Below are 16,653 nucleotides of genomic sequence, written 5' to 3'. Positions count from 1 at the left end.
ACATGCATAGATAATGGAATCTATGTGTCTGCAGTAGATCTCTAACCATTTATTACTGGTTTCGAAGATCATGAATTTAATCGATTTTGCATCATCTCCTTTATCACTGCTGCCTCCGGTAGTGGCTTTGACGCTAGCTATTGTTACGCGTCGTGTATTGTTATCACTTGGTATGGGTATTCTACTAGGTGCTATTCTTTTGGCTGATTACTCGTTGGGTGACACTTTAACTTACGTTAAAAACACTGTGTTTGGCGTATTTGTTGAAGATGGCTCAATCAATGCTGGTAATATGAGCATCATCGGCTTCCTAGTATTACTAGGTATGATGACCGCATTATTAACCCTATCGGGTGGTACTCGCGCATTTGCTGATTGGGCTCAGTCACGAGTGAAAAGTAAACGTGGTGCAAAACTATTGGCTGCGTTTTTAGGTATTTTTATCTTTATTGATGATTACTTTAACAGCTTGGCAGTTGGTGCTATCTCTCGCCCTGTAACTGACCGTTTTTATGTATCACGCGCTAAGCTAGCTTACATCCTAGACTCAACTGCCGCGCCAATGTGTGTCGTAATGCCAGCGTCAAGCTGGGGCGCATACATCATGACAATCATCAGCGGTATCTTGGTTTCTCACGGTATTACAGAATATTCAGCGCTGGGTGCCTATATGCGTTTGGTGCCAATGAACTTTTACGCAATTTTTGCACTACTGATGGTATTTGCGGTTGCGTGGTTTGGTTTGAATGTAGGTAAGATGCGTGATCACGAAATCGCAGCAGCACAAGGCCGCGGCTTTGATGACGTGCAAAGCGACGATTTTGATGAAGCACGCGCTTTAGATGAAGAGCTGGACATTACTGAGAGCGAAAAAGGCAAAGTATCTGATCTAGTTCTGCCGATTGTTGCGCTAATTATCGCAACGGTTGCTTCTATGCTTTACACCGGTGGTCAAGCTCTAGCAGAAGCGGGTAAGTCATTCGCGCTACTTGGCGCGTTTGAAAATACCAATGTTGGTACTTCGCTAATTTACGGTGGTTTGGTTGGTCTGTTTGTTGCACTGTTTACGGTAGTAAAGCAGGGTCTGCCAGCACTAGAAATCAATCGCACGCTATGGATTGGTGCAAAATCAATGTTCGGTGCGATTCTGATCCTTGTGTTTGCATGGTCAATCGGCACTGTGATTGGTGACATGAAAACAGGTAGTTACCTGTCAACAATGGCACAAGGCAACATCGATCCTCAGTGGTTGCCAGTGATCCTATTCCTACTATCTGGTGTGATGGCATTCTCAACCGGTAGTTCATGGGGTACGTTTGGCATCATGCTGCCAATCGCGGGTGACATGGCTGGTAATACGGATATTGCTCTAATGCTACCTATGCTAAGTGCGGTACTAGCAGGTTCAGTATTTGGTGACCACTGTTCTCCAATCTCTGATACGACGATTCTGTCATCGACAGGTGCACGTTGTAACCACATCGACCACGTTGCGACACAGTTGCCATACGCGCTGTCGGTAGCGCTTGTCTCTTGTATCGGCTTTATCGCGCTTGGTATTACTGACAACCTAGCGATTTCTTTCGCAGCAGCAACAGCAGCATTTGTCGCGGTATGTTTTGTATTGAGTGTATTGTCTAAGTCAAAAATGAGCTCTTGCTAAAACTCGGCAAAACAAAGATTGAAAAGGAAGCTTCGGCTTCCTTTTTTTGTGTGCCTTGAAAAGTGAATCAGGCGAGAGAGAGAAGCTAATCAAAGCAAACAACATATAGCCAAGTTCAATCAATGCGACGCAATGGGCTAGATATTGTTATAAGATGAAAAAAACTTAAATTAATAGTTGAAAAAAGTTAACGGCTTGGTTAGTGTGGTTATCAACCAAGCAGAAATGAAGAGCTTAAATAAGTATGCGTAATTTTATCATGAACATTCATCATCACCATCACCCAATGTAGTCTTTCGGGAGATGTACGCGTACCCGGGGGACAGGATACTCCCGGAGGCTTAAGTCAGAGATTTTAAGAATTAACCCTCGGGAGACAAAGATCTTCCGAGGGTTTTTCAATTTTACGGCTTTATAAAATATCTAAGTATTACTTGCACAGGGATAACGCAATGCAAACACAACGCCTAAGAATCGCTATTCAAAAGAAAGGTCGCCTAAGCAAAGAGAGTCAGCTATTGCTTAAAAAGTGCGGCGTAAAATTTAACATTATGGGTGAGCGTTTGGTTGTTCACTCACTTAATATGCCCATTGATTTGTTACTGGTTCGTGATGACGACATCCCAGGTTTGATCATGGATGGCGTGGTAGATCTTGGCTTTATCGGTGAAAACGAATTAGAAGAAGTTCGTCTCGATCGTAAAGCCTTGGGTGAACCTTGTGAGTTTGTTCAGCTACGTCGCCTTGATTTTGGTGGCTGTCGTTTGTCTATCGCGATTAATAAAGATCAAGAGTACAACGGTCCACAAGATCTTGCTGGTAAACGTATCGCTACCACTTATCCGCAACTGCTAAAAGCGTATATGGACAAAGAGGGTATTCCTTTCTCTACCTGTATGCTGACTGGCTCGGTTGAAGTGGCGCCGCGCGCAGGTTTATCAGATGCGATTGCTGATTTAGTTTCAACGGGCGCGACGCTCGAAGCCAATGGTCTAAAAGAAGCCGAAGTTATTTTCCGTTCTAAAGCGACGCTTATTCAGCGCTTAGGCGAGTTTGATGCAGAGAAACAAGAGCTTATCGACAAACTGCTGACTCGTATGCAAGGTGTACAACAAGCTAAAGAATCAAAATACATTATGTTGCACGCACCCGTTGATCGCTTAGAGCAGATTAAAGCACTACTGCCTGGTGCAGAAGACCCAACTGTATTGCCTCTGTCTGCAGAAAAACAAAAAGTTGCCGTTCACCTTGTGAGTACCGAAAATCTGTTCTGGGAAACCATGGAACAACTCAAAGAGTTGGGTGCGAGTTCAATTCTAGTATTGCCAATTGAAAAAATGATGGAGTAATTGTCATGAGAACTGTTGTTTGGCAATCATTAAGTGAAACCCAGCAAGATGCGGTATTAGAGCGTCCGGCGATAGCTGAAGGGGCGAATATTACCGCCGCGGTCGCTGAAGTGATTGCGCAAGTTCGTCAGCAAGGTGATGCAGCGTTACTTGAGTTAACTGAAAAGTTTGATCGCGTAAAGCCAGAATCCATTCGCGTCTCTAAAGCGGAAATTGATGCCGCTTCTGAGCGGCTGACTGAGCAAATGAAGCAGGCGCTTGAGCAAGCGTATGCCAATATCGCTAAGTTTCACAAGGCGCAAAAGCCACAGCCAATTAAGGTTGAAACGCAGCCGGGTGTGTTGTGTGAGCAAGTCACTCGCCCGATTCAAAAAGTGGGTCTGTATATTCCTGGTGGTAGTGCACCGCTGCCGTCAACGGTATTGATGCTTGGTGTACCCGCGCAAATCGCGGGCTGTCAGAAAGTGGTGTTGTGTTCACCACCGCCGATTGCTGATGAAATTCTTTATGTCGCTAAGCTGTGCAATATTGATGAAGTTTACAATGTAGGCGGCGGTCAAGCAGTCGCGGCTATGGCATACGGCACTGAAACCGTCGCGAAAGTGGATAAGATCTTTGGTCCGGGTAACGCCTATGTGACAGAGGCGAAGCGACAAGTGAGTAACGATTTTCGCGGTGCGGCGATTGATATGCCTGCTGGTCCGTCAGAAGTGCTGGTGATTGCGGATGAAAGTGCTGATGCCGACTTTATCGCTGCTGATTTGCTAAGCCAAGCTGAACACGGACCTGACTCGCAAGTGGTGTTAGTGACACCTTCACCAGTGATTGCGGATCAAGTTTCGGATGCGGTGCAGCGTCAGCTCAAAGAGTTAACCCGCGCTGACATTGCTGAAAAAGCGCTCGCTTCCAGTTTGATCATTATTTCTGAATCGCTGACGCAGGCGGTTTCTATCTCGAATTACTACGGTCCTGAACACTTGATTGTACAGACCAAGAGCCCACGCGAACTGCTGCCTTTACTGGATAATGCCGGTTCGATTTTCTTAGGTGATTGGTCGCCAGAATCAGCGGGTGATTACGCATCTGGTACTAACCATGTGCTGCCAACTTACGGTTATACCCGCACCTATTCGAGCCTAGGTTTGGCAGATTTCTCTAAACGTATGACAGTACAGGAACTATCAGCCGAAGGTTTACAAACACTCGCGCCAACGGTCGTGACGATGGCAGAAGCCGAAGGCTTAGACGCGCACAAGCGAGCTGTTACAATTCGCGTAGAGAAGTTGCTTCAACGAGGAGAAGCGTAATGGAAAAGTTAGCACGTAAACAGGTTCAGCAGTTAACACCTTATCTTTCTGCGCGTCGTATCGGCGGCAGTGGCGACGTGTGGCTCAACGCGAATGAATCTCCGTTCGACAATGAATATAAGACCGATTTTACTCGTTTAAACCGCTACAGTGAGTGTCAGCCTAAAGCTTTAATTGAAGCTTACGCTGCCTATGCGGGCGTGAAGCCAGAGCAAACCTTAACTTCACGTGGTGCGGATGAAGGTATTGAACTTTTAATTCGCGCATTCTGTGAGCCGGGTGAAGATGCGATTCTATTTTGTCCACCGACTTATGGCATGTATGCCATCAGTGCCGAAACCATCGGGGTGGAGCGCAAGACCGTTCCGCTAACTGCGGATTGGCAACTTGATTTAGCGAGCATAGAAGCCAACTTAGATGCGGTGAAATTGGTGTTTGTTTGTAGCCCAAATAACCCAACCGGTAATTTGGTTAAGCGCGAAGACATTATCAGCTTACTAGAGATGACCAAAGACCGCGCGATTGTGGTGATGGATGAAGCATATATTGATTTTTGCCCTGAAGCTTCAACGGTCGATTTGCTCGCCCAATATTCAAACCTAGCGATTCTGCGCACCTTATCAAAAGCGTTCGCGCTTGCGGGACTGCGCTGCGGATTTACGCTTGCGAATGAAGAGTTAATTGGTGTGCTTAATAAGGTGATCGCGCCTTACCCAGTGCCAGTGCCTGTGGCGGATATTGCGATTCAAGCACTGTCTGAAGCGGGGCTTGCACGCGCGAAGTTCCAGGTTTTAGATCTCAACGCCAACCGCGCTTATCTACAAGTCGGCTTATCGATGATTGCCGATGTGCAAGTGTTCGATGGTTGGGGTAACTACCTACTGGTGAAATTCCCTGATGGCGATGCGCTATTTAAAGCGGCTTGGGACAGTGGCATTATTTTGCGTAACTCACCGATTGAAAATTGCGTGCGAATTAGTGTCGGCAATCGCGACGAATGTGAAAAGACCTTAGGTTTTATTCGCAATTTCTACGCTTAGCGACGAGCAGTTAAATAAGTAGTGCGCTCTGGCTTGAGGGCGAGGGCGCTAAATTGATAAGGATATTCCAGTGAGCAAGCAGCAAAAAATCTTGTTTATCGACCGTGACGGCACGTTGATCGTTGAGCCACCAATCGACTTCCAAGTTGATCGCCTCGATAAGCTAAAACTTGAGCCTTTCGTTATTCCAAGCTTACTTGCACTGCAAGATGCAGGTTACCGCCTAGTGATGGTGACGAACCAAGATGGTTTAGGCACCGATAGCTACCCACAAGCCGATTTTGACGCCCCACATGACATGATGATGGAGATCTTTTCCTCGCAAGGCGTGAAGTTTGACGATGTTTTGATCTGCCCGCACTTTGAAGAGGACAACTGCTCATGTCGCAAGCCAAAGCTTGGCATGGTGAAAGAGTATCTACAAAGTGGCAAGGTTGACTTCCAACATTCAGTGGTGATTGGCGATCGCGCCACGGATCTGCAATTGGCAGAGAACATGGCGATTCGCGGCATTCAATATCATCCAGAAACCATGGGTTGGCAGCAAATCCTCAAAGATTTGACGGTTAATGCACGCATTGCGGAAGTGATTCGCACCACCAAAGAAACCGATATTAGAGTGCGCGTTAATCTTGATGAGCAAGGTGGCAACCAGATTTCAACAGGTTTAGGCTTCTTCGATCATATGCTGGATCAAATCGCTACCCATGGTGGCTTCCAGATGATTTGCCAAGTGGAAGGTGATTTGCATATCGATGATCACCACACAGTCGAAGACACCGCGCTGGCACTTGGGCAAGCGCTTAAAGATGCGCTGGGGGATAAACGCGGCATCGGTCGATTTGGTTTTAGCTTGCCAATGGATGAGTGTTTGGCGCAGTGTGCACTTGACTTATCAGGTCGCCCGTACCTTAAGTTTGACGCCGAGTTTAGCCGCGAGCAGGTAGGTGATCTGTCAACCGAAATGGTGGTGCACTTTTTCCGTTCATTAACCGACACTCTCGCTTGTACGCTGCACCTATCGTCGTCAGGTGATAATGATCACCACATCATCGAAAGCTTATTTAAAGCCTTTGGTCGTACATTGCGCCAAGCCATCAAAGTGGAAGGTACAGAGCTACCAAGCAGCAAAGGCGTGTTGTAGGAGGCATTATGAAACAACAGAAAGTCGTCATTATTGATACCGGTTGTGCCAATGTCTCCTCGGTTCGATTTGCCATTGAACGCTTGGGCTGTGAAGTTGAAATTTCCAAAGATCCTCAAGTGGTTTTGGCTGCTGATAAGCTGTTTTTACCCGGTGTAGGCACGGCGAGTGAGGCAATGAAAAACCTCGAAGAGCGCAATCTGATTAGTTTGGTTAAGCAAGTAGAAAAGCCGCTCCTTGGCATCTGTCTTGGTATGCAACTTTTAGGCAAATTCTCCCAAGAGAAAGGGCAGAAAGCGGACGCGCAAGTTGAGTGTTTAGGTTTGTGTGACGGTGAAGTAAAGCTGATGCAAACCGGTGAACTGCCATTACCACACATGGGCTGGAATACCGTCAAATCTCTACCGGAACATCCGTTATTTAAAGGCATTGAAGAAGGCGAGTATTTCTATTTTGTGCATAGCTTTGCCATGCCTGTTGGTGACTACACTATTGCGGAGTGTGATTATGGTCAGCCGTTCAGCGCCGCGGTGCAAAGTGGCAACTATTATGGGGTGCAATTTCACCCTGAGCGCTCAAGCTGCGCGGGCTCAAAACTTATCGAGAATTTCTTAAATTTGTAGAGGGACCTACACGTGATCATTCCAGCGTTAGATTTAATTGAAGGACAAGTAGTTCGCCTTTACCAAGGCGACTACGGTCAAGTAACAGAATACAAGGTTGATCCGGCTGAGCAGTTCAACCTTTATCACCAAGCGGGCGCCAATTGGCTGCACTTAGTTGATTTAACGGGTGCGAAAGACACCACCGCTCGTCAGCTTGATCTTATCGCCAAGCTACTCGCCAGTACGCCTGCCAACATTCAAATTGGTGGCGGGGTGCGCAGCGAGCAAGATGTGGTCGACTTGCTAGAAGCGGGCGCACAACGTGTCGTCGTTGGCTCAACTGCCGTTAAGCAGCCTGAGCTAGTGAAAGGTTGGATGAAGAAATATGGTGCGGAGAAAATTGTCTTGGCACTGGATATCAATATCGATGCTGACGGTACACGAAAAGTAGCGATTTCAGGTTGGCAAGAAGACTCCGGCGTGACCATTGAAGCGCTGATCAATGACTACTTAACGGTGGGTCTAAAGCATGTGCTTTGCACCGACATATCGCGTGATGGCACGCTCGCAGGCTCTAACGTTGAGCTTTATGTCGACCTTTGTAAGCAGTACCCACAAGTGCAGTTTCAATCTTCTGGAGGTATCGGCAGCTTAGCGGATATTGAAGCGCTGAAAGGTACTGGCGTGGCAGGTGTCATTGTGGGTCGCGCTCTACTGGATGGCAAGTTTACCGCAGAGGAGGCATTTGCATGTTGGCAAAGCGAATAATTCCGTGTCTCGATGTGCGGGATGGACAGGTAGTAAAAGGCGTTCAGTTTCGCAACCATGAAATCATCGGCGACATTGTTCCGCTAGCAAAGCGTTACGCAGAAGAAGGCGCAGATGAGTTGGTGTTTTACGATATTACCGCATCAAGCGACGGTCGCGTGGTCGACAAAAGCTGGGTGAAACGCGTAGCGGAAGTGATTGATATTCCTTTCTGTGTTGCCGGTGGTATTAAATCGGCAGAAGATGCGGCGCGTATTTTAGAATTTGGCGCTGATAAAGTGTCAATCAATTCGCCAGCACTAGCAAACCCTGAGCTTATCACTGAACTAGCCGATAAATTTGGCGTGCAGTGTATCGTGGTGGGCATCGACTCTTACTACGACAAAGAGACGGGCAAATATCAGGTTTATCAGTTCACTGGTGATGAAGCACGCACTAAAGCGACCCAATGGCAAACCCGTGATTGGGTACAAGAAGTGCAAAAACGTGGTGCAGGTGAAATTGTACTTAACATGATGAACCAAGATGGCGTGCGTAACGGTTACGATATCGAGCAGCTTAATATGGTGCGTGAAGTGTGTAAGGTGCCACTGATTGCATCGGGTGGTGCAGGGGCAATGGAGCACTTTGCGCAAGCTTTCCATAAAGCCAACGTTGATGGCGCACTCGCAGCATCTGTATTCCACAAACAAGTGATTAATATTGGCGAATTAAAGCAGTACCTACTAGCGCAAGGCGTAGTAGCACGACCAGTCGAGGTGAAGTTATGAGTTTTCAAGTGAGCGATATTGTGGCACTAAGCGAGCGTATTGACTGGAATAAAGTGGATGGTTTATTGCCTGTGATTGTGCAAGATTTCCAGTCAAGCCAAGTATTAATGATGGGTTACATGAACCAAGATGCGTTAGCAAAAACTGGTGAAACAGGGCATGTGACCTTTTATTCCCGTACCAAGCAGCGTCTTTGGACCAAGGGCGAAACTTCGGGCAACGTGCTCAACCTCGTTAATGCTGCACTTGATTGTGACAATGACACCTTATTGGTTAAAGTGAATCCAATCGGTCCAACTTGCCACACGGGTACCACAACCTGTTGGGATGGCGATAAGCAAGAAGAATCTCAATTGGTTTGGCTTCATCAACTTGAACAACTCTTGGCTGCTCGTAAAGATGCCGATCCCGATTCATCCTACACCGCGAGTCTCTATGCCCGTGGCACCAAACGTATTTCGCAGAAAGTGGGTGAAGAGGGCGTTGAAGTCGCGCTTGCGGCAACGTCGGGTGACAAGGCGGAATTAGTCTGTGAATCTGCTGATCTCATCTACCATTTGTTTGTTTTGCTTCAAGACCAAGGCTTGTCGTTCAATGATGTGATCAACAAGCTAAAAGAGCGCCACAAATAATCACTTGTTGATTGAAACCACTCAAGGGTTGCTGAAATAAGGCAACCCTTTATTATTTTCTCCTTTCTCCAGCCCTGCATCCGTAGCTCCACAAAGTTGAGCGTTCCGTAATCCTTCTTCCCTAATCCGTATTCCGTCGTCTGTAAGCGAAGCGTTCCGATTAATTTACCGATGACAAATTGCAAAAATCAGGTAAAGTATCGGCTTTCGTAAGTAATTGCCTAGAAAACCGCGTTTACGTGGCAAAAACATAATTTAGGCAAGTGGTAAGACTTAAATAGGAAGAGCAATGATTCTAGTTGTAGGTCACAAGAACCCTGATAGTGATAGTATCTGTAGTGCAATCGTAGCAACTGAGCTACTTAAAGCACGTGGCGTTGAAGCAATGCCAATTCGCCAAGGCGAGATCAACCGCGAAACTCAACACATTCTAGAAGTAGCTGGCGCTGAAACTCCAGTTCTACGTACTTCTGTTGCTGGCGAGCAAATCTGGCTAGTTGACTACTCAGATCTAGCACAAGCACCAGACGATGTGGCTGAAGCAGAAATCCTAGGTATCGTTGACCACCACCGTCTAGGTGACGTGATGACAGTGAACCCAATGGAAGCTTGGATCTGGCCTGTAGGTTGTACAAACACTGTACTATTCAACATGTTCAAGATTGAAGGTCACGCAATTACTCCTCAAATCGCTAAGCTTATGATGTCAGCAATCCTTTCTGACACTGTAGGTTTTGCTTCTCCAACTTGTACGCAAAAAGACAAAGATGCGGTTGCTGAACTAGCGGCAATTGCTGATGTACAAGATGTTGACGCTTTCATCAAAGATCTACTGATCGCTAAGACAGACATCGAAGGTCTATCTGCGGCTGAACTTGTTGAGAAAGACCTTAAAGGTTACCCATTCAACGGTCGTGACGTAGTAGTAGGTCAAGTTGAGCTTGCAACTCTAGAGCAAGTTGACGGCATGATCGATGCACTTGAAGCTGACCTAGAGCGCCGTTGCGCTGAAGAAGGTCTAGCATTCGCAGCTGTGATGCTAACAGACATCACAACAGCGCAAACTCGTCTACTTTACAAAGGTGAGTGGGCTGAGAAGCTAGTTAAGCATGAACAAGACGGCATGCTAATGATGGAAAACACGCTAAGCCGTAAGAAGCAAGGCTGGCCATGGCTACAAACTGAGCTTGCTTAATCCATCGGTTAACTGAGCACAGAATGATTTTGAAACCCATCTTCGGATGGGTTTTTTTATATCAATTTACTCCAGCATTTTGCGAAGTGGCGCAGAGCGTGAGATGTTGACTGCATCCTTTAGCAAACCGCTGCGCTGATATTGCGGCAGTAAAACATCAAGCTGCTTTGCGACCTGCGGTTTGGTCATGCCACTTTTGAGCGATGGCTCGTAAAGGAGTTTGAGTAATACCACATCGAGCGGTGATAAAAGATCATCTGGTGTGTAGTCATTAAATATAGAAGGGTAGGCGAGTTGCGAGTCATTCGGTAGTCCCATCACTTGGGTGATCTCCTCTACAATGCAAGCGAGCAACTTACCATATGCGCGGCTCTGATCGACAGGGATAATAATCGTCGCCTTAACAATGTCTTTGTTTCGTACGGAGGTGCGATAACTGGCTTTACAAATGGCGCCGCGAATATGCTTCAGTGCATCTTTACCAATTTCTTGGCTGATATCTTGCTGCCACCATGACTCTCGGGTAAATATCCATACTACATTGGCTTGCTCGCGAGTTGGAACGCGATAGATCGGATGGTTAGTGACTTGCTGAAGATGTTGGAGGTGGGCGTCGACTAATTCATCATGCAGGTCTTGATCGCCAACTTTATGCTTCACCCAGATCTTAATTGGTTGCTGCCACTTAACTAAGGGTTTATCGCCGGATGAGTATTCATTTTTCAGCGCCACATCAAGGAAAGCGGCGCGAACAAAGCTGATATCGAGCCAATTTTGTTCGGTAGCATGGACTGAACTCGAGCTGAGTAGCAGTAGGAGAAGTGAGGCGATCCTTGCCACAATTTACATCCTTATCTGAAATTTGGTGCCTTGTTAAAGTGGCTATCCACCAAACGCTGGGTGATGGTGCTTTGCGGGTTACTCAATACAGCGTGTGTATCACCTGCTTCAACCACTTCGCCTTCATGCATCACCATAATCTTATCCGTGATGTGTTTAACCGTGCCGATGTGTTGCGATACGTAAACAAATGACACGCCCATCTCTTCTTGCAGCTCAAGAAATAGGTTGATGATCTGTGAGCGCATCGCCATGTCGAGACCGTTTAACGCTTCATCCGCGACGATGATTGAGGGTTGTAGAATCAGTGCCCGAGCCAAACATACACGCTGCTTTTGACCTGTCGCGAGCATTTGTGGGTAAAAGTACGCATGTTCTGGCAACAAGCCGACGCGCAATAGAGTGTCTTTTACACGTTTTACTCGCGCCTCGGGCGGCATGTTGGTATTACGCTTCAATGGACCTTCTAAGATATTACCAATCTGAATTTTTGGATTCAGTGAGGTGTTAGGATCTTGGAAGATCATGCGAATGAGCTTACAGCGAGTTGAGTAATCTTTGTGTTCTAGCAAATCGCCGTTGACGCGGATCTCTCCTGACGTCGGTTCAACCATGCCAGCCAGCATGCGTGCAAGTGTCGACTTTCCTGAGCCGTTTTGACCAATAAAACCAATAGTTTGTCCCGCTTCTAAACTGAAGCTGACAGGCTGCACCGCAACGTGCTCTTTCTTACGAAATAGCCCCGGGCGACTGATGAAAACCTTGGACAGGTCGGTGACTTCTAATAATGCACTCATCCTTTCTTCTCCGTGTTGAGTGGGAAGTGGCAAGCGTATTTGTGGTTTTTAATTCGTTTTGGCATCGGAATTTCTACGCACTGACGCTGAGCATAAGGGCAACGAGGACCAAGGCGACAGCCAATCGGCAAATGTTGCAATGGCGGTATCGAGCCCGGAAGCGATTGTAATTTTTGCTTATGTGGAATCCACTCTGAGAAATCTGGCATCGCTTTAAGCAGAGCTGCGGTATAAGGATGTTTCGGTTTCTCAAGGATTTTATCTGTATCCGCCGACTCTACCGATTGCCCGCAGTACATTACGGTGATGCGATTTGCCCACTGAGTAATGGTTGTCAGGTCATGACCGATCAACAAGATACTGGTATTGTTGATTTGGTTCATGCGGCTTAGTAGACGTAATATTTGCGATTGGGTGATTGGGTCCAGATCGTTGGTCGGCTCATCGGCAATCAGCAATTTTGGCTTGGCGGCAATCGCCATCGCAATCATGACCTTTTGACACTCACCATCGGTTAACTCATAAGGATAACTACTCATGATCTGGCGGTGATTTTTGATGCCGACTTTATGTAGCAGGGCGATCGCTTGCTTGCGACGCCATTGAAAACGCTGCCACCATTTCCCGTCAAAAGAGCGTGAAGGAATGGACTCAATTAATTGTTTTCCCACCTCTTCTGAAGGGTCGAGACAGGTAGACGGTTCTTGAAATATCATCGCGATATCACGCGCGATTACGCGGCGTCGCTCACGAGGGGTGAGCTGAAGTAGGTCAATGTTGCCAAGGCGCATACGGTCCGCAGTGATAGTCCAGTTGTCTTTACAAACGCCGACAATCGCTTTCGCGACCAAGCTTTTGCCTGAGCCAGACTCACCCACTAAACCACGAATTTCACCTTCATTGAGTGTCATACTCATACGGTCAACGGCTTTCACGCGACCTTGTGGCGTTTCGATTTCAATCGTCAGGTGTCGAATATCTAACAACGGCATTATTCTACCCCTGCATTTAGAGCTTGGCGCACGCCTTCACCCACTAAGTTTACAACCACGACAGTAAACATGATGGCCAATCCCGGTAGTGTTACTGTCCACGGAGCGAGATAAATCAGCTCTACTGAATCACCCAAAATCGCACCCCATTCAGCACTTGGGGCTTGAGCGCCTAAACCAAGGAAACCCAACGCAGTAATATCTAAAATGGCAATAGAAAGCGCCAAAGTAAATTCGGTGGCAAACACCACTAATACGTTAGGTAGGATCGAGTTCCACAGGAGATAGAAGTTATTCGCACCATCTAGGCGGGCGGCCATAATGTAGTCTTTCTCGACTTCAGTATGGACAGCGATATAGATCGAGCGAATAAATCTTGGGATCAATGCGATACAGATCGCCAGTAACACATTGAATTCACCAAAGCCGAGAAAGGCAACGAAGATAATCGCAAGCAGCAGCGACGGGATAGACATTACGGTATCAAGCAGGTGATTTAACGTACTTGATATCAAGCCTTTGGTCATGCCCGCTAGAGTGCCGATAGCACTGCCGATTGCCGCAGCGATAACGGTAATTAACACCGCTGCACCAAACGTTGGTTGCGAACCAATGATCAGGCGCGACAAGATATCTCGGCCTAAATCATCGGTGCCAAGAAAATACTCGACCGTTCCCGCAGGGCTCCAAGAGGGGGGCAGTAATAGCTCACCACTTTGTGCTTGAGGGTCATGCGGCGTGATCCACGGGGCAATGATGGTGATAAGCGCAACAATGATCAGACACCATAAACCGAACATGGCCAAGCTGTTAGCGCGGAAACTACGCCAAAAGCGCTCAAACTGAGTTGGGATGCGCTCTTCTTGATATATGTTATCGGTTAGCATACCACTCTTTCCTTACCAATGGGTTGATCATCGCGCCAATCAAATCTGAAAGAATATTGGCAGTGAGTACTAGCGTTGCCACGACGATTACACCAGCTTGAATCGCCACATAATCTTGGTTTGCGAGAGCATCCAATAGCCAGCGGCCAATACCAGGCCAGTTGAAAATGGATTCAGTCACAATCGTTAAGGTCAACATACTAGAGAGTTGTACACCGATTTTAGGAATGATTGGCGGAATGGCATTACGTAGCACGTGCTGCATAACGATTTCTCGCGTGGATAAACCTTTGATTCGTGCGGCGCGGATATAGTTTTTGCTCATTACGTCTGAAACGGATGCTCGCATCAAACCAATGACTTGTGTTGTCGGCGCTAAAGCCAAAACAAAACACGGTAAGATCAGATGGTTGATCACACTTTGTAAAGCGTGCGCGCGTTGTGGACCTTCAGTTAAAAATGCATCAATCAAGGCAAAGCCAGTCACATGGTCAATTTGGTAAAGCAGATCGTATCGTCCGGCTACCGGGAACATTTGATAATGGAGTGAGAACACCATGATCATCAAAAGCGCTACCCAAAAAATCGGTGCTGAGTAGCCTGACATCGAGGTAAAGGAGATGATGGTATCAACCCATTTACCTTGCTTCATACCCGCGATAGTGCCGACAGGGATGCCGATGATCAATGAGATTATAAAGGCAATTAATCCGAGTTCTAAAGTGGCAGGGAATACCGTTTCTAGCTCATCAATAATCGGCACGCCGGCTTTGTTAACACCAAAATTGAGGTGGGTTAGCTCGCCAATGTAGCTTGTCCAACCACCCCAAAAGCTTTGCATTGCCCAATGTGAGGTTGGGTCGAGACGCAATAAGCTGTAACCGACAATGGTTAAGATCAGTAACGTAATAATAAATAAGTTCAGTCGTCGAATTGTGTAGAGAAACATCTAGCGAATCCTCTCTACTTGATCGAATGGCTGAGCATTGAATGGGCTCATTTTAAAACCTACTAACGAACTATCATGCGCTTGGAACTGCATTCCGTGGTTCAGTGGTATTACAGGAAACTCTGAATTGAGAATGTTTTGCGCTTGCTTATATAAGTTAATGCGATAACGAGGCGTTTCTACTTCCAAAGCTAAATCTAGTAGGAAGTCGAAGTCCGGATTACACCAGCTAGAGATATTTGGACCAGCAAGCTCAGCATTACACGAGAGTAGTGGTCTTAGGAAGTTATCTGGGTCACCAGTGTCTGCAATCCAACCCGTTAAGTACAGGTCGATTTTATCACTATTTTCGCTCGCCACACCGCTAAATCTGTCATCGGTCAACAGATTTAGCGTAATACCGATATCAGCCATATTGGCTTGGATCAGTTCTGCGGTTTTTCTCGGGCTAGGATTATACGATCGAGGCTCAAGTGGTACGAGCATATTCAGTGTCAGTCCATCGGCGAAACCGGCATCACGCAATAGAGCAATCGCATAGTTACGATCATAACGTACCTGAATGCTGTCGCCGTTATAGGCCCAAGAGTTTTGCGGCAGAACAGAGAAGGCTTGGCTACCTGTGCCGTAGTAAACTGAATCGAGGATATTTTGACGATTGATTGCATGGTTCAGAGCACGTCTAACTCTTACGTCACTTAATGCTGGATGCTCAGTATTGACGGCAATGTATGAGATGTTCATGGCCGGTTTGGCCGTGAGTGTCAACTGCTCATGAGCTTCAATGGTCGGGATTTGGCTAGAACGAGGGGACGTTAATACATCGCATTCGTTGCGCAGTAATTTTGCCAGTGTGCCGGTGCCGCGGTGGGAGATATCAAACACCACCTGTTTCATCTTCGCTTTGCCTGCCCAGTAATTATCATGACGCTTTAAGCGGACAAGGTCGTTGACTTGGTAGTCATCGAGGTAGAATGGCCCCGTACCGACAGGTTTGCTATCTAAGAAGCTCAACTCATCGCTCATCAGCAGTTGATCGGCGTACTCTTTCGAGTGGATCACCGCATGACTGGTAGCAATGTTGGACAAGAAGGTATTGTCAGGCTTGGCGAGCACAAATTTGACGCGATAATCATCCAACTTAACGACGTTCAACAGAAGGTTTTGAAAGTCGATACCATTAAACCAAGGGTAGCCGTTACCAACATTATGGAAAGGGTGGTCAGAGTCGATGATGCGACGGAAGCTAAATACCACATCATCAGCGTTTAGCGGACGTGTTGGTGTGAACCAATCAGTGGTTTGAAAAGCGACATTCGGTTTTAACGTGAACTGGTATTCAGTGCCTGCTTCATTTACCTGCCAGCTTTCTGCAATACTGGGCTTTGGTTGGTAAGTTTTGCTATCTAACGTTAAAAGCGTATCAAATAACTGAGAACTGAGCGTTTCAGAAGTAATACCGCTATCGACCAATTGTGGGTTAAAGGTTGCTGGCCCTGCTTGGCCACAAAATACGAACCCAGTTTGGCGTGCTTTCTCGTGACTGATTTCTTCACCACAGCCTGTAAGTAGACCAGCGGCGAAGAAACTGAATGTCAATTGTATGATTGCTCTCATAAGATCTAGCGTTTATAGCGCAAAGGAACCGCTAATTATGCCTAACGGTCATTGCAATGACTACTAATTGTTTTGATAAAACAGCTTACTCGTGTACA

16 protein-coding genes and 1 other annotated feature are annotated in these 16,653 nt (G+C 46.8%); of the genes, 10 read left to right on the top strand and 6 right to left on the bottom strand.

Going from position 1 to position 16,653, the window contains the following annotated elements; genetic code table 11:
- Positions 1–70: 70 nt before the first annotated feature.
- The 10 genes from IRQ95_RS01885 (at position 71) to IRQ95_RS01840 (ending at position 10,473) form a co-directional block, all read left to right on the top strand.
- A complete protein-coding gene (locus tag IRQ95_RS01885; protein ID WP_194435308.1) occupies positions 71–1,663 on the top strand; it encodes a Na+/H+ antiporter NhaC family protein in 1,593 nt (530 codons plus the stop codon).
- 267 nt (positions 1,664–1,930) lie between these two features.
- Positions 1,931–2,066 (top strand) — a sequence feature (His leader region).
- 49 nt (positions 2,067–2,115) lie between these two features.
- Positions 2,116–3,012, top strand: coding sequence for an ATP phosphoribosyltransferase (gene hisG / locus IRQ95_RS01880; protein WP_194435307.1), 897 nt, complete (start codon positions 2,116–2,118; stop codon positions 3,010–3,012).
- A 5-nt stretch (positions 3,013–3,017) separates the two neighbouring features.
- Complete coding sequence (hisD, locus tag IRQ95_RS01875; protein ID WP_194435306.1) at positions 3,018–4,319, top strand: histidinol dehydrogenase; 1,302 nt, start codon at positions 3,018–3,020, stop codon at positions 4,317–4,319.
- The gene (hisC, locus tag IRQ95_RS01870) at positions 4,319–5,359 is read left to right on the top strand and encodes a histidinol-phosphate transaminase (RefSeq protein ID WP_075649966.1); all 1,041 of its coding nucleotides are present in this window, start codon (positions 4,319–4,321) and stop codon (positions 5,357–5,359) included. Before hisD ends, hisC begins: the two co-directional genes overlap by 1 nt.
- A 70-nt stretch (positions 5,360–5,429) precedes the next feature.
- A complete protein-coding gene (gene hisB, locus IRQ95_RS01865; RefSeq protein WP_194435305.1) occupies positions 5,430–6,503 on the top strand; it encodes a bifunctional histidinol-phosphatase/imidazoleglycerol-phosphate dehydratase HisB in 1,074 nt (357 codons plus the stop codon).
- An 8-nt stretch (positions 6,504–6,511) separates the two neighbouring features.
- Positions 6,512–7,126 carry an imidazole glycerol phosphate synthase subunit HisH gene (gene hisH, locus IRQ95_RS01860; protein WP_194435304.1) on the top strand — a complete coding sequence of 205 codons (615 nt, stop codon included), beginning with the start codon at positions 6,512–6,514 and terminating at the stop codon, positions 7,124–7,126.
- 12 nt (positions 7,127–7,138) lie between these two features.
- Positions 7,139–7,876 (top strand): 1-(5-phosphoribosyl)-5-[(5-phosphoribosylamino)methylideneamino]imidazole-4-carboxamide isomerase, encoded by a 738-nt coding sequence (gene hisA / locus IRQ95_RS01855; RefSeq protein ID WP_194435303.1) that lies wholly within the window; start codon positions 7,139–7,141, stop codon positions 7,874–7,876.
- Positions 7,858–8,646, top strand: coding sequence for an imidazole glycerol phosphate synthase subunit HisF (gene hisF, locus IRQ95_RS01850; protein ID WP_194435302.1), 789 nt, complete (start codon positions 7,858–7,860; stop codon positions 8,644–8,646). Before hisA ends, hisF begins: the two co-directional genes overlap by 19 nt.
- A complete protein-coding gene (gene hisIE, locus IRQ95_RS01845) occupies positions 8,643–9,278 on the top strand; it encodes a bifunctional phosphoribosyl-AMP cyclohydrolase/phosphoribosyl-ATP diphosphatase HisIE (protein ID WP_194435301.1) in 636 nt (211 codons plus the stop codon). Before hisF ends, hisIE begins: the two co-directional genes overlap by 4 nt.
- A gap of 289 nt (positions 9,279–9,567) precedes the next feature.
- Positions 9,568–10,473 (top strand): manganese-dependent inorganic pyrophosphatase, encoded by a 906-nt coding sequence (locus IRQ95_RS01840; RefSeq protein WP_075649960.1) that lies wholly within the window; start codon positions 9,568–9,570, stop codon positions 10,471–10,473.
- A 66-nt stretch (positions 10,474–10,539) separates the two neighbouring features.
- Here the strand turns inward: IRQ95_RS01840 and IRQ95_RS01835 are convergent, their stop codons facing one another.
- From IRQ95_RS01835 to IRQ95_RS01810, 6 genes are read right to left on the bottom strand one after another with little or no spacing between them, the layout of a single operon-like run.
- Positions 10,540–11,313 (bottom strand): DUF2927 domain-containing protein, encoded by a 774-nt coding sequence (locus IRQ95_RS01835; protein WP_194435300.1) that lies wholly within the window; start codon positions 11,311–11,313, stop codon positions 10,540–10,542.
- 11 nt (positions 11,314–11,324) lie between these two features.
- Complete coding sequence (locus IRQ95_RS01830; RefSeq protein ID WP_194435299.1) at positions 11,325–12,110, bottom strand: peptide ABC transporter ATP-binding protein; 786 nt, start codon at positions 12,108–12,110, stop codon at positions 11,325–11,327.
- The gene (locus tag IRQ95_RS01825; RefSeq protein WP_075649957.1) at positions 12,107–13,102 is read right to left on the bottom strand and encodes a peptide ABC transporter ATP-binding protein; all 996 of its coding nucleotides are present in this window, start codon (positions 13,100–13,102) and stop codon (positions 12,107–12,109) included. Before IRQ95_RS01825 ends, IRQ95_RS01830 begins: the two co-directional genes overlap by 4 nt.
- Complete coding sequence (gene sapC / locus IRQ95_RS01820; protein ID WP_194435298.1) at positions 13,102–13,989, bottom strand: putrescine export ABC transporter permease SapC; 888 nt, start codon at positions 13,987–13,989, stop codon at positions 13,102–13,104. Before sapC ends, IRQ95_RS01825 begins: the two co-directional genes overlap by 1 nt.
- A complete protein-coding gene (locus tag IRQ95_RS01815) occupies positions 13,976–14,938 on the bottom strand; it encodes an ABC transporter permease (RefSeq protein WP_194435297.1) in 963 nt (320 codons plus the stop codon). The genes sapC and IRQ95_RS01815 overlap by 14 nt, the downstream gene beginning before the upstream one ends.
- On the bottom strand, positions 14,939–16,555 hold the full coding sequence (locus tag IRQ95_RS01810; protein ID WP_194435296.1) for an ABC transporter substrate-binding protein: 1,617 nt from the start codon (positions 16,553–16,555) through the stop codon (positions 14,939–14,941).
- Positions 16,556–16,653 lie beyond the last annotated feature (98 nt).

It is taken from the genome of Vibrio fluminensis (genome assembly GCF_015278125.1).
In the GTDB taxonomy this organism is placed as follows: domain Bacteria; phylum Pseudomonadota; class Gammaproteobacteria; order Enterobacterales; family Vibrionaceae; genus Vibrio; species Vibrio fluminensis.
The sequence above is the reverse complement of the archived record's forward strand: the minus strand, read 5'-3'. Positions and strand labels throughout refer to the sequence as shown.

Excerpts from the sequence above, each read along its gene's own strand:
- IRQ95_RS01825 (WP_075649957.1), bottom strand. The coding sequence starts at position 13,102 with ATGCCGTTGTTAGATATTCGACACCTGACGATTGAAATCGAAACGCCA.
- hisD (WP_194435306.1), top strand. The coding sequence starts at position 3,018 with ATGAGAACTGTTGTTTGGCAATCATTAAGTGAAACCCAGCAAGATGCG.
- hisG (WP_194435307.1), top strand. The coding sequence starts at position 2,116 with ATGCAAACACAACGCCTAAGAATCGCTATTCAAAAGAAAGGTCGCCTA.
- IRQ95_RS01885 (WP_194435308.1), top strand. The coding sequence starts at position 71 with ATGAATTTAATCGATTTTGCATCATCTCCTTTATCACTGCTGCCTCCG.
- hisIE (WP_194435301.1), top strand. The coding sequence starts at position 8,643 with ATGAGTTTTCAAGTGAGCGATATTGTGGCACTAAGCGAGCGTATTGAC.
- IRQ95_RS01830 (WP_194435299.1), bottom strand. The coding sequence starts at position 12,110 with ATGAGTGCATTATTAGAAGTCACCGACCTGTCCAAGGTTTTCATCAGT.
- hisH (WP_194435304.1), top strand. The coding sequence starts at position 6,512 with ATGAAACAACAGAAAGTCGTCATTATTGATACCGGTTGTGCCAATGTC.
- sapC (WP_194435298.1), bottom strand. The coding sequence starts at position 13,989 with ATGCTAACCGATAACATATATCAAGAAGAGCGCATCCCAACTCAGTTT.
- IRQ95_RS01810 (WP_194435296.1), bottom strand. The coding sequence starts at position 16,555 with ATGAGAGCAATCATACAATTGACATTCAGTTTCTTCGCCGCTGGTCTA.
- hisF (WP_194435302.1), top strand. The coding sequence starts at position 7,858 with ATGTTGGCAAAGCGAATAATTCCGTGTCTCGATGTGCGGGATGGACAG.
- hisC (WP_075649966.1), top strand. The coding sequence starts at position 4,319 with ATGGAAAAGTTAGCACGTAAACAGGTTCAGCAGTTAACACCTTATCTT.
- IRQ95_RS01840 (WP_075649960.1), top strand. The coding sequence starts at position 9,568 with ATGATTCTAGTTGTAGGTCACAAGAACCCTGATAGTGATAGTATCTGT.
- IRQ95_RS01815 (WP_194435297.1), bottom strand. The coding sequence starts at position 14,938 with ATGTTTCTCTACACAATTCGACGACTGAACTTATTTATTATTACGTTA.